Source organism: Tissierella sp. QWL-11, assembly GCF_058683765.1.
In genome coordinates, this window is record NZ_CM178750.1 from 1,791,433 (window position 1) to 1,803,898 (window position 12,466).

The 12,466-nt window shown below is 30.6% G+C and carries 15 protein-coding genes and 1 tRNA gene; all 16 read right to left on the reverse strand.

Annotated features, from left to right (window positions below; genetic code table 11):
- Positions 1-8: 8 nt before the first annotated feature.
- A complete protein-coding gene (gene mreD, locus AC4PG3_RS08735) occupies positions 9-509 on the reverse strand; it encodes a rod shape-determining protein MreD (RefSeq protein WP_492196275.1) in 501 nt (166 codons plus the stop codon).
- Between the two features lie 2 nt (positions 510-511).
- On the reverse strand, positions 512-1,360 hold the full coding sequence (gene mreC, locus AC4PG3_RS08740) for a rod shape-determining protein MreC (protein ID WP_492196276.1): 849 nt from the start codon (positions 1,358-1,360) through the stop codon (positions 512-514).
- 11 nt (positions 1,361-1,371) lie between these two features.
- Positions 1,372-2,403: a rod shape-determining protein gene (locus AC4PG3_RS08745; RefSeq protein WP_492196277.1), complete on the reverse strand. Its 1,032-nt coding sequence runs from the start codon at positions 2,401-2,403 to the stop codon at positions 1,372-1,374.
- A gap of 19 nt (positions 2,404-2,422) precedes the next feature.
- Positions 2,423-3,136, reverse strand: coding sequence for a RadC family protein (gene radC / locus AC4PG3_RS08750; protein WP_492196278.1), 714 nt, complete (start codon positions 3,134-3,136; stop codon positions 2,423-2,425).
- A gap of 16 nt (positions 3,137-3,152) precedes the next feature.
- On the reverse strand, positions 3,153-3,731 hold the full coding sequence (locus tag AC4PG3_RS08755; protein WP_492196279.1) for a Maf family protein: 579 nt from the start codon (positions 3,729-3,731) through the stop codon (positions 3,153-3,155).
- Positions 3,732-3,741: 10 nt separating this feature from the next.
- On the reverse strand, positions 3,742-4,260 hold the full coding sequence (locus AC4PG3_RS08760) for a Gx transporter family protein (RefSeq protein ID WP_492196280.1): 519 nt from the start codon (positions 4,258-4,260) through the stop codon (positions 3,742-3,744).
- Positions 4,261-4,272: 12 nt separating this feature from the next.
- Positions 4,273-4,653, reverse strand: a complete 381-nt coding sequence (locus tag AC4PG3_RS08765) for a NusG domain II-containing protein (RefSeq protein WP_492196281.1) — start codon at positions 4,651-4,653, stop codon at positions 4,273-4,275.
- A gap of 137 nt (positions 4,654-4,790) precedes the next feature.
- Positions 4,791-5,603 (reverse strand): RnfABCDGE type electron transport complex subunit B, encoded by an 813-nt coding sequence (locus AC4PG3_RS08770; RefSeq protein WP_492196282.1) that lies wholly within the window; start codon positions 5,601-5,603, stop codon positions 4,791-4,793.
- Between the two features lie 10 nt (positions 5,604-5,613).
- The gene (gene rsxA / locus AC4PG3_RS08775; RefSeq protein WP_492196283.1) at positions 5,614-6,186 is read right to left on the reverse strand and encodes an electron transport complex subunit RsxA; all 573 of its coding nucleotides are present in this window, start codon (positions 6,184-6,186) and stop codon (positions 5,614-5,616) included.
- Between the two features lie 23 nt (positions 6,187-6,209).
- Entirely contained in the window at positions 6,210-6,824 is a 615-nt protein-coding gene (rsxE, locus tag AC4PG3_RS08780) for an electron transport complex subunit RsxE (protein WP_492196284.1), read from the reverse strand.
- A 19-nt stretch (positions 6,825-6,843) separates the two neighbouring features.
- On the reverse strand, positions 6,844-7,419 hold the full coding sequence (locus AC4PG3_RS08785) for an RnfABCDGE type electron transport complex subunit G (protein ID WP_492196285.1): 576 nt from the start codon (positions 7,417-7,419) through the stop codon (positions 6,844-6,846).
- Entirely contained in the window at positions 7,420-8,388 is a 969-nt protein-coding gene (locus tag AC4PG3_RS08790) for an RnfABCDGE type electron transport complex subunit D (protein ID WP_492196286.1), read from the reverse strand.
- A gap of 18 nt (positions 8,389-8,406) precedes the next feature.
- Positions 8,407-9,750 (reverse strand): electron transport complex subunit RsxC, encoded by a 1,344-nt coding sequence (rsxC, locus tag AC4PG3_RS08795; RefSeq protein WP_492196287.1) that lies wholly within the window; start codon positions 9,748-9,750, stop codon positions 8,407-8,409.
- Between the two features lie 162 nt (positions 9,751-9,912).
- Positions 9,913-9,998: transfer RNA gene (locus AC4PG3_RS08800), tRNA-Leu, on the reverse strand.
- Between the two features lie 76 nt (positions 9,999-10,074).
- On the reverse strand, positions 10,075-11,790 hold the full coding sequence (locus AC4PG3_RS08805; protein WP_492196288.1) for a peptide ABC transporter substrate-binding protein: 1,716 nt from the start codon (positions 11,788-11,790) through the stop codon (positions 10,075-10,077).
- Between the two features lie 13 nt (positions 11,791-11,803).
- The gene (locus AC4PG3_RS08810) at positions 11,804-12,457 is read right to left on the reverse strand and encodes a lytic transglycosylase domain-containing protein (protein WP_492196289.1); all 654 of its coding nucleotides are present in this window, start codon (positions 12,455-12,457) and stop codon (positions 11,804-11,806) included.
- Positions 12,458-12,466: the final 9 nt, after the last annotated feature.

The window sequence follows — 12,466 nt, forward strand, 5'->3', positions numbered from 1 at the left end:
TATCACCTCTACCTATTGCCAAACTTAAGTCCAGGAACTTTAAAAACTCTTGATAATAATTTATATATTAAAATTGATATGAGAAAGTTTAAGATTATCTCTATGGAAAGAGTATTTCTAATCATTATAGAAAGGCTGATTTCTCTAGATAGGAAATAGATAAATATAGCATATAAAAAATTATATACTATAGTTGCTATACTAGAAAATAAAGTTGGCACTATTATATTTTCAGTATTTAGTATGTTTTGTATTAAACCAATAGAATATCCAATCATCGAGTATAAAAACCCATTTATGCCTATTGCTGTTCCAAATAGAATATCTTGAACTAGTCCTATAGCCAATCCAAAAAATAAACCATAGTATCTACCCCTTAACATTGCAATAACCACAGTAAATACTAAAGCTGTATTTGGTAAAAATCCAAATATACTAAAATAATGTAAAATAGTGGTTTGGAAAACCGTATTTAAAATTATGATTAAACTTAATACTAAAATAATCAATATTATCCCTCAAGTCCATCTAATATTACAAAGGTTTTATATATTTTCTTAAAGTTTATAGCTGGCTTTATAACTATTTTTTTCATTAAATCTTCTTGAATATCTATGATTTCTTCTACTTCTCCAATATATATATCCTTTACAAAGTTTTCACCAAGACCAGATGTATATAGCTTGTCTCCTACAATAATATCTGCCTTATTGTCAAATAAATAACCAGTTAAAGTGCCATCTATACTACCAGAAATTATACCTCCATCTTGTGTTCTAATAATTTTAAAAGAAGTACTATTTAATTCGTCTACAATAGAAATGATTTTTGACCAATTATCTCCTACATCTACTACTCGTCCTATTATACCTTCAACAATTTCGCCTTTTTCTCCTTCTATGCCTTGTATAACTGTTTGACCTTTTTTCACTCCGTGTTTTATACCTTTATCAATTACAAACCTATCATACCAGTTTCCAGGTTCTTTGCTTATGACCTGCGCATTTAATAGGTTTAAGCTTGTATTCTCTAAAAGCTCTGCTTCCCTCTTTAAGTAATCAGTCTTTCCTATTATATTTTGTAAATCTCTATTTTCTTCTCTTAGGATCTCTATTTCTTTTTTTAAGTCTTCATTTTCTTTTAAAGTCTTTGATAAGTTTTTTATAGTATAAAAAAATCCAGAAGATTTTTCCCCAAAGTTAAAAGACACCTTATTTATTGGAGATAAAATATTTCCTACTATTTTTTCAAATTTACTAATAGATACTCTTTCAGTATTTGTAATACCTATTATAATGAGTAGAATGATAGCAACTGCTGTCACCATCATTCTATCTTTGTATTTTCTAAAGAAATACATATTATCACCACTTAACCTATTCTTTTACTACTTGTTATAGTTCTCTTAAGTATTTCTATACTATCTATAGCTATACCTGTACCTATTGCAACACAATCTAGAGGACTTTCTGCAATTTTTACTGGCATACCTGTTTCAGCTGCTATTATCCTATCTAAACCTTCTAATAGTGCTCCACCACCTGTAAGCATTATTCCCTGCTCCATTATATCTGAAGCTAGTTCTGGTGGAGTCTTTTCTAAAGTTGATTTTATTGAATCAATTATGTTAACTATTGGTTCTGACATAGCATCATTTATTTCCTTTGAACTTATTTCAATAGTCTTTGGAAGTCCCGTTATAAGATCTCTACCTCTAATATCCATAGTCTTTAATTCAGAGTTTTTATCAGCTGTTCCAATTGTTATCTTTATATCTTCAGCTGTTCTTTCACCTATCATCAAACTATATTCCCTCTTTATATAATTTACAATAGATTCATCTAGTTCGTCTCCACCAACTCTTATAGACTTACTTGTAACTATACCTCCAAGGGATATTACAGCTACCTCTGTAGTTCCTCCTCCAATATCTACAATAAGGCTTCCTGTAGCATCTTGCACTGGAAGACCTGCTCCAATAGCTGCAGCCATTGGTTCTTCTATCAAATAAGCATCTCTAGCTCCAGCATGAATAGCAGCTTCTTCTACTGCTCTTTTTTCTACTTCAGTAACTCCACTAGGCACACATACTACTACTCTAGGCTGAAATAAAAATCTCTTTTTATATGCTTTTCTTATGAAGTACTTTAACATGCTTTGAGTTATGTCAAAATCTGCTATTACTCCATCTTTTAAAGGTCTAATAGCAACTATATTCCCAGGTGTTCTACCTATCATTTTTTTAGCTTCTTCTCCAACAGCTAAAACTTCTTTTGTATTCGTATCAATAGCAACTACTGAAGGTTCTCTAGCTACTATTTCTTTGCCTTTTATATAAACTAAAGTGTTTGCAGTACCTAAATCTATTCCCATATCTTTTTTAAAGCCATTAAATAATCCCATTTTTTTCTCCTTCCAAAACTTAAATTAAATTTTTCTCTTTAAAACTTATATATCTATTATCTCCCATAATGATATGATCCAATACTTTAATACCTACAATCTCTCCTACTTCTACCAATCTATTAGTTACATTTATATCTTCATTGCTAGGAGTAGGATCTCCACTTGGATGATTGTGTACGAGAATGATTGAGTTTGCATGTCTCTTTATGGCTGCATTAAACACATCTCTTGGATGAACTATAGAGGCATTTAAAGTACCAACTGATATATTTTCTATTTTTATTATTTGATTTTTGGTATCAAGTAATAGTATTTTAAAATGTTCTTGATTTAAGTATCTCAGCTCGTCCATCATTAGATTAACAATTTTACTAGGTGAATCAATCCTTATTTTATTGTGAATATTTCTAGTTCTTATTCTCTTTCCAATTTCTATTGCAGAGAGAATTTGACAAGCCTTACACTCCCCAATACCCTTTACTTTCATTAAATCTTCTAATGATATATCTACTAAAGAAGCTAGTCCCCTATTGTCTATCTTAAGAAGATTTTGCGCAACTTCTATTGCCGTTTGTCTTCTGTCACCTGTTCTAATAATTACTGCCAACAATTCAGCATTTGAAAGAGATTCTACACCATAATTAATAATCTTTTCCCTAGGTCTTTCGCTAAAGGGAAGATCCTTGATTGTATAACTCTTTTCACTTTTCATGCCTAAATTAGTTTTCATTAATTCACCCACTTATTTATAATATACTTATATTAAAATACTTATACAATAATATTTGTAACTTTGAAAGTGGCAAACCAACAACATTAAGATAACAACCTTCTATTTTTTCAACTAATAATGCCCCATACCCTTGGATTCCATAAGCTCCTGCTTTATCTAAAGGTTCCTTAGTATTTACATATTTTTTAATAAATACTTCTTCTAAATTTCTAAATTTTACTTTTGTCTCTTCATATTCAATTACTTTTATATTTTTATTTAAATGAATCAAACTAATCCCTGTTATTACATTATGTTCTTTTCCATTTAAAATTTTTAACATCTTAATTGCTTCATCTTCATCTTTAGGCTTTCCTAATATCATTCCTTTATATTCTACAATTGTATCAGCTCCAATTACTATGCTATCCTTATAATCTAAAGCAATACTATGAGCTTTTTGAAAAGCTAATGACATTGCTATTTCTCTTGGCTCCTTATTGGCGTCTATTTTTTCACTAATATTGCTTTTTACTACTCTATGCTTTATATTATAGTCTTCTAATATTTGTCTTCTCCTAGGAGAAGCTGAAGCTAAAACTATTGTATCCATAAATTAATCCTCACTTTTGAAATAAAACTTTAAAATTAGCCTTCAAATTCTTTATTATATATATAGAGGAAATTCCCACAAAATATCCTGTGAAAATACTAGTTAACATTAAAAAAGGTAAATAAGTATATATCCTCATATTATTCATAATAAAGCTTGCCACACTAACCTGAGCAAGATTATGAAATAAAGCTCCTATTATACTTACGCCTATTAGGCTAAAAACTCCTGAAAAATATTTGTAGCTTAGGCTCATGGCAACTGAGCTAAGTAGAGCTCCAGATATACTATATATGAAGCTTGAAACACTTCCTGTAACTAACATAAGTACAATACTTTTTAAAATCGATACAACTATGCCCTCTTTAAATCCAAATACTACTAATGTAACTAATACTACCATATTAGAGAGTCCAAGTCTTGCCCCTGGAATCATAATTGGTAAAGGAATAGAAGATTCTATGACACTAAGTCCAAGGCCTATAGATACTAATAGGGACAAAAACACTATTTTTTTTATCTTTTTCATAATTACCTCTTTCTAATAATTTATCATATCTATTTCATTATCCTTATCCATTCCCTTTATTTCTACTACCAATTTATTCGGCAAACACACTATGGTCTCACCTATATTTGATATGTATCCTTGCTTTACATCTATTTGATCTGGACAACTGGCTTCTATAACTCTGATTTTTTCATCTCCAATTTCCAGTAAATTATATCCATATTCTGTTTCAATAGGAATAGTTTTTCCAATGATTTTTTTATCATAAATTATCTTTTTTATCTCTTTTCCATCTACTTGAACACTTATATATTTACTATCATTTGAGAGTGCTTGTCTTTTTATAAAACCCAGTGATATAACTGTCAAAATTAAAACAAGTACAATCAAATATTTATCTCCTTTTGTCATGTTTATCACCTTTTTTAGACATTTTACCTGATTTTCCATCTATACACACATTATAGTTTATCATTAATAAATTTTATTTACAAGCAAGAAATTTTTGGATTAAACAAAAAAATAGAGCTTAAGCTCTATTTTTTTATTTAATCTTCAACTACTGGACCATTGTCAGTAGAATGAATACATTTTGTAGGACATTTTTCCACGCATACTCCACAATTTGTACATTTATCATAATCTATTCTAGCTAAATTATTTTCAAATATAAATGCATCTTCTGGACAGTTCTTAACACATATTTTACATCCTATACATCCTATTGAACAATATCCTCTTACGTCTTTACCTTTGTCTTCACTCTTACATTTTACTACTACTTTATTATCATATGGTACCAATTTTATAATATTCTTTGGACATATATCTATACATTTCATACAAGCCGTACACTTTTCTTTATCTATTACGGCAATACCATCTACCATATTTATAGCATCAAATGGACATACATCATAGCATGTTCCACATCCAAGACAGCCATAAGGACATGCCTTAGATCCATCTGCTAAATTCGTTTGAACCCTACAGTCATTTATACCTTCATATTCATATTTCTCTTTTGCTTTCTCACAATCTCCTTGGCATAAAACTGTAGCTACATTTTTCTCTACATTAGCTGCGTTTAACCCCATAATATCTGCTACATTATCTGCTACCTTTTGACCTCCTATTGGACATGCATTTACTGGAGCTTCTCCATTTGCTATGGCAGTTGCTAATCCTTCACATCCAGGAAATCCGCATGCACCACAGTTTGCTCCTGGTAATGCATCTAAAACTTCACCTATCTTAGGATCAATTTTAACAGCAAATACTTTAGAGGCTATGGACAATAGGACACCAAATAGTAATCCTAGTCCTGCTAGTACTAATATTGGATATATAATATTTGTCATTTTTTACCTCCTAAACTAATCCATTAAAGCCTAAAAAGGCAATGGACATTAATCCTGCAGATATTAATGCAATAGGAAATCCTTGCAAAGGTTTAGGAATATCTGCTAATTCTAATTTTTCTCTAACTCCTGCTATAAGTACTAATGCTAAGAAGAATCCTAAAGACGCTCCAATTCCGCTGGTCATAGTCTCTATAAAGCTATATCCTTCTTGAATATTTAATATAGTTACACCTAATACCATACAGTTTGTAGTAATAAGAGGTAAAAATACTCCCATTCCACTATAAAGAGTAGGGCTTAGTTTTCTTATTGCAAGTTCAACAAATTGTACTAATGAAGCTATAACTAATATAAATACAATTGTCTGTAAGTACTGAATTTCTAAAGGATTTAAAACATATTTTTGTATAACCCAAGTAATTGCTGATGCAAAACTTGTAACAAATGTTACTGCAAGTCCCATACCTGTTGAAGTTTCCATTTTACTTGATACTCCAAGGAAAGGACATATACCTAGAAATCTTGCAAATACATAGTTATTTACAAAGATTGTAGATACTAATATAGTAAACAAATTCATACTGATTCCCTCCTATATTTAAACTAACTAGCTTTTTTTCTCATTGTGATTGCTTTGAAGATAGCAACTATAATACCTAAAGCAATAAAAGCTCCTGCTGGACCTACAAACACAGCTATAGGTTGATATTTATCTCCAAATACATTTATTACATAATCTGTACCTGCTAAAAAAGTTCCTGAACCTAAGATCTCTCTTACAGCTCCTAATATTACTACTGCTACTGTATAACCTATTCCCATACCTAAACCATCCACTATAGATGGAAGTACTTTATTTTTATAGGCAAATGATTCCGAACGAGCAAGTATAGCACAGTTTACAACTATCAAAGGTATAAATATACCTAATGATTGGTATATAGGCTGTGCAAAAGCTTCCATAAACATTTCTACCATAGTTACGAAAGTTGCTATAATAACGATAAAAGCTGGGATACGTATTTTTTTAGGTATAAAATTTCTAAATAATGAAACTACTAAGTTTGAAGCTGTTATTACTGCTATTACTGCTAATCCCATTGATATACTATTTAAAACAGTATTAGTTATTGCTAATACTGAACACAAACCAACTAATTGAACTAAAACTGGATTTTCAGTAGAAATTCCGTTTTTAAATGTATTGAACAAATTCAAGTTTTCCACCTCCACTTATTTAATTAGAAAAGAACTCTACGAATGCTTCTCTAGCTCCATTTACACCTTTTACTACAGCTACAGTCGACACTGTTGCACCACTTATAGCTTGAACTTCATTTTCAGCTGAAGGACTACCAACTGCAACTAATTCAGATTCAGTAGACTTTTCTTTAAAAGAGCTTGCAAAGCTTTCTTCTTCAATTTTAGTACCTAATCCTGGTGTCTCACTGTTTTCTACGACTTTGATACCAGCTATCTTGCCATCTTCATATACTCCTACCATAGTAGCTACATCTCCTCCGTAACCACCTGTTACAACTTTAAAAGCATATCCGATTACAGTATCGCCTTCTAGAGCCTGATTTACTTCAGTAACAACTTCATTGCTAGCTATTATTTCTTCTAACTGAGCTTCATCTACTGGTTGGAAGTCATCAGCATCTGGGAATATTTCTAACAATGCACCAAAACTACTCTCTCTCCTAATTTCTTCAATTATAGGTCCAGTAAAGCTATTAGTTCCAGCTAATACTGCCCCTGATATTGCGGTTATTAATAATAATGTAAGACCTAATTTTATTGTTTCCTTCATTTATTTTACCTCCCCAAAAACTTTTGGTTTTGTAAACTTTTCAATTATTGGAGATGCTATATTCATAAGTAATATTGAATATGAAACTCCCTCTGGCATTCCGCCTTTTACTCTAATTATTGCAGTTAATATACCACATCCTAATGCAAATATAATTTTACCCTTTATTGTAACTGGTGATGAAGAATAATCTGTTGCCATAAAGAAAGCTCCTAAGATAAGTCCTCCACCTAATATATGATATGATATAAGGCTAGTATCTACTCCTAATAATAGTAATACTATTGCAGTTGTACCTATATAAATTACTGGTATATGCCAGCTTATAACTTTTCTAATTATAAGATATACTCCACCTATTAATAATAAAACTGCTGCAGTTTCACCTAGTGAACCTCCAATATCACCCATCAACATTCTAGTCATTGATGGAAGTGCTGTACTTCCACTTTTTATAATTCCTAAAGGAGTTGCACTTGCAATTCCATCTGGATTTACATAACTTGACATAATTCCTGGCCAAGAAGCTACTAAAGCAGCTCTTGCAGCTAAAGCAGGGTTCATGAAGTTTGAACCTATACCTCCAAAACACTCTTTTACAAGAATAATAGCAAATCCAGTACCAAATACTGCTACCCACCAAGGAGCGTTTGCTGGTAGATTAAAAGCTAATAATATCCCTGTTACTACTGCACTTAAGTCTCCAATTAAGATATCTTTTTTAAACAGCTTTTGAGTACCTGCTTCAAAAAACACTGCTGAAGCTACCGATACTAAAATAAGTATTAAAGCCTGAATTCCAAAATAGTAAACACTAGCTATCATGGCTGGAGTTAGGGCAATAATAACATCTAACATTATCCTTCTAGTAGTCTCATTAGCCCTTAAATGAGGAGCTAGTGAACCAGTTAAAGTTTTATCCAATACTAATGGGTCCATTTGATTTGAACCTGTAACCTTACCTTCCATTGTATTTCCTCCTAACAACTATGATTTTTTCTTATCTGCTTTTAATTTCCTCTTTGATTTTATTTCTTTTTTCCCATAGGTAATTGACTCTGTAAGAGGTCTTTTAGCAGGACAAATATATGAACAACTTCCACATTGAATACAAGCCAAAGCACCTAAATCTTCTGCTGCATCAAATCTATCATTTAAAATGTTTTTACTTATATATAGTGGTTCTAAAAATGCAGGACATACTTCTAAGCATTTTCCACATTTTATACAAGGTAGTGATTTTACAGACTTAGTTTCCTCTTCTGTAAACACTATAATACCTGTAGTCCCCTTTGTTACAGGAGTATCTAATGTGAATTGTGCACATCCAGTCATAGGTCCACCTACTACGATTTTTCCAGGAGTTCCCTTAAATCCACCACATTGAGCAATTATATCCCCAATAGTTGTCCCAATCTTAACTAGTAAATTTTTTGGCTCAGCCACACCATTTCCTGTTACTGTAACTACCCTTTCATATAAAGGTTTGTTTTCTAATACAGCTTCAGAAACTGCCAAAGCAGTACCTACATTGTTTACATAAGAATTTACATCATTAGTTCTTCCGCCTCTAGGAACAATCCTATTTAAAACTGAATGGATAATTCTATAGGAATCTCCTTGTGGAAATTTTGTCTTAAGGCTTGCAATTCCAATATTACTATTTTCTACTTTAGATTTTAGATTTTCGATTGCGTCTTTTTTATTGTCTTCGACAGCTATGTAACCCTTTTCCACATTTAAATATTTCATCATAATTTCAAGACCCTTAATTATCTTTTCAGGCTTTTCTAACATGATTCTATGATCACAAGTTAAATAAGGTTCGCACTCGGCTCCATTTAGAACTATGGTATCAACATTAGCATCTTTTGCTAAAGCTAGTTTTGAGTCTGTAGGAAAAGCAGCTCCCCCAAGACCAACTACTCCTTTGTCCATTAATATTTCCATTATTTCTTCATTGGATATATCATTTAAATTTCTTTTGATATTTAAAGATTCATCCATTTCATTTAGACCATCAGATTCAATAGTAACACATTCTACTCTGTATCCATCTGGAGTATACATTAAATCTATACTCTTTACTTTTCCTGAAACACTAGAGTGAATTGAAGCTGTTAGAGACGCTTCAGACTCTCCAATCTTCTGACCTACTTTTACACTATCTCCTTTCTTTACTAAAGACTTAGCAGCTACACCTACATGTTGATGTAAAGGAATATGTACTATCTTAGGCTCTATTGCCTTTTCTATAGCTTTACTTTTAGTAAATTCTTTGTATTCCTCTATGTGTACTCCGCCTTTAAAAGTGAGATTTTCAAGTTTCATTGACATTCCACCTCTTTATTGTTTTATAGTGATAAAATTAAAGAATTAAGCATAAATCATGCTTAACACTTTTTTAATTATAACATTAATTGTTAAAAAAGTACACAAGTCTTCCAATAAACCCGCATCTTATAAATATTTTTTTAACAATTCTTTATAAATTGGTGCAGGGAAAGGGATTCGAACCCTCACACCCTTAAGAGCAATAGCCCCTCAAGCTATCGTGTCTGCCATTCCACCATCCCTGCACAAATGTACTATATAATATTATAAACCTTTATGTCAATTTTTCAAGGAATAAGTTCATTTTTAATGTTTTATATCTCAATTTTCTTGTGGTAAAATAAAACAATTTTGCAATCCATCATATAGATTGAAAAATTTAGGACTTAATTCTCCTACTATCTTTGAATCCGCTAGTAAAGCTTCATTTTTATAAAACAGACTTATATATGGTAATTTCTCTAAGATATGTTCTTGTAAATTATTATAACTGTCCGCTTTTTTTTCTATACTATTGTTTAGGGTTAATCCTAATAGTTTGTCCATATTTTCATCTTGATATTTTATAAAATTAGTGTCTAATAATTTTGAACTGTGAAACATATAAGAAATATTTGGAATTACAGAAGTTTTCCATCCTAGAAGGACTATATCATAGTTTCCTTTATTTAAACTGCCTTGGAGATTACTCCACTGAATATCTTTTTGTTCTTCTGAGATTGAAGTACTTTGATTACCATTTTCAACTAAGACTAAATCTATTCCTATCTTTTTTACGTCTTCTATTATTAATTCTGCAGTTCTAAATCTCAGTAAATTATAAGTATTTGTTAATAATGTAAATCTTAGAGGATTTCCATTTTCATCTTCTAAGATACCATCTTCATCCCTATCTATATATCCAGCATTTTTTAACTCTTCCTTGGCAAAATTTAAATTGTACCCATATAAACTTGAAAAGTCAGATATTAAATAGGAATTTGGATGAATCGGAACATCCACTTGAGTAGAATGTCCTAAGTATTGATTTTGTATAATATTTTGCCTATCTATGGCATAACTTATAGCTTTTCTAACAGCAATTGACTGTTGTTGTGTAGAAAATTTACCATTTTGAAAATTAAATCCTAAGAACTCATAATTAGAAGATGGATATTCATATACCTCTATCCTATCATTTTGTCTATACTTGTCCCAATCCACACCAATACTAAACGCAAAATCAATTTGTCCCGTCTCAAAGGATGTGAGAATCAATTCCTTATCATCTAATACTTTTCCTATTATACTGCTAATATAGATAGGTCCATCCCAATAATTTTCATTCTTTTTTAATTTAACAGTTTTGAATTTTTCATAGTCTATAAATTTAAAGGGTCCAGTGCCCATAGGATTATAATTTTCAACTACTAAAGCATTATCTATATTTGAAAAAGCATGCTTTGGTATTATAGGAAATGTCAATACATCTAAGGAATGGGAAAATTCTCTATCAAAAATAATTTCAATATTATTTCCATCTATTATCCTTGTATTTACAAAGGAATTTAAATCTAAATCACCATTGATCAATGCTGCATCTTTAAATACTTTTCCATATGTGCCTTCAATACCAGCTCTTTTTATAGCTTCAATTGTAAAGGCCACATCTTCAGATTTAAGAGACTCTCCATCATGCCATTTTATTCCTTCTTTTAACTTTATTTGTATCCTCTTTCCATCCTCTGATATAGTGTAGGATTCTGCTAACTTTGGATAAGGATTTAGACTTTCATCAAATTCAAATAAGCTTTCAAATATCAATTTACTAAAATGATAATAACTAGAATTATCTGTCAACAAAGGGTTTAATGTCGTAAAATTAGTAAGGGGAAGAGATAATTCTCCACCTTCAATAGGATCTATTTTGCTTAAATCTTCTTTATTGTCTAAATCTTGGGGGGTATCAAAATTTTCATAGTCTTGAATTTTACATCCAACTAAAAAAATGAAAATAAGGATTGTGAATAAAGACAATATTTTCTTTTTGTATTTCATCTTTGCACCTCATCTATTTAACCTTAATGTTTTGCTTTAAAAAAGTTCTAGTCTTATTTATAATCTCCATATATATTGTATCGTCTATAAAGGATTTGTGAATAAAAGGTTTATAAAATGTACTATATATTTTATAATCTTTTTTTACTTTTTCTACATATTCCTCTGTTTCTTTAAAGGGAATATTATAAAGATTTATATTGTCCCTAGAATGTTCTATATCATCTAGCCATTTAGAAACATTTCCACTTCCTGCATTATATGCAGCTAATATAGTATCTACATTACCATTAAATTCAGCATCTAATTTAGTCAAATACCAAGTGCCTATTTTAATATTGGTCTCAGGATCAAATAATAAATCTTCACTATAATTATTTATTCCTAATTCTTCTTTTGCCCATAAACCTGTCTGAGGACCTATTTGCATAAGCCCTCTAGCATCTTTAGGCGATATTGCATCCTTATTATAATTACTCTCAACATTTATTATAGCAGCTACTAAGAATGGGTCTAAATCATTTTCAAAAGAATATTTTTTTATATATTCTTTATATCCCATAGGATATAAAATTGAACCTACTAAGCCAATTATCAAAGTTGAAACTATTATAAATACAAATAGATTTATTATTTTTTTAAATAGTTTTTTTATAGAAAAAAACAAAAATATCCC

Coding starts and splice junctions, on each gene's coding strand:
- AC4PG3_RS08765 (WP_492196281.1), bottom strand. CDS start 4,653: ATGACAAAAGGAGATAAATATTTGATTGTACTTGTTTTAATTTTGACA.
- AC4PG3_RS08760 (WP_492196280.1), bottom strand. CDS start 4,260: ATGAAAAAGATAAAAAAAATAGTGTTTTTGTCCCTATTAGTATCTATA.
- AC4PG3_RS08790 (WP_492196286.1), bottom strand. CDS start 8,388: ATGGAAGGTAAGGTTACAGGTTCAAATCAAATGGACCCATTAGTATTG.
- radC (WP_492196278.1), bottom strand. CDS start 3,136: ATGAAAACTAATTTAGGCATGAAAAGTGAAAAGAGTTATACAATCAAG.
- mreC (WP_492196276.1), bottom strand. CDS start 1,360: ATGTATTTCTTTAGAAAATACAAAGATAGAATGATGGTGACAGCAGTT.
- rsxA (WP_492196283.1), bottom strand. CDS start 6,186: ATGAATTTGTTTACTATATTAGTATCTACAATCTTTGTAAATAACTAT.
- AC4PG3_RS08770 (WP_492196282.1), bottom strand. CDS start 5,603: ATGACAAATATTATATATCCAATATTAGTACTAGCAGGACTAGGATTA.
- AC4PG3_RS08745 (WP_492196277.1), bottom strand. CDS start 2,403: ATGGGATTATTTAATGGCTTTAAAAAAGATATGGGAATAGATTTAGGT.
- AC4PG3_RS08805 (WP_492196288.1), bottom strand. CDS start 11,790: ATGAAATACAAAAAGAAAATATTGTCTTTATTCACAATCCTTATTTTC.
- rsxC (WP_492196287.1), bottom strand. CDS start 9,750: ATGAAACTTGAAAATCTCACTTTTAAAGGCGGAGTACACATAGAGGAA.
- AC4PG3_RS08755 (WP_492196279.1), bottom strand. CDS start 3,731: ATGGATACAATAGTTTTAGCTTCAGCTTCTCCTAGGAGAAGACAAATA.
- AC4PG3_RS08785 (WP_492196285.1), bottom strand. CDS start 7,419: ATGAAGGAAACAATAAAATTAGGTCTTACATTATTATTAATAACCGCA.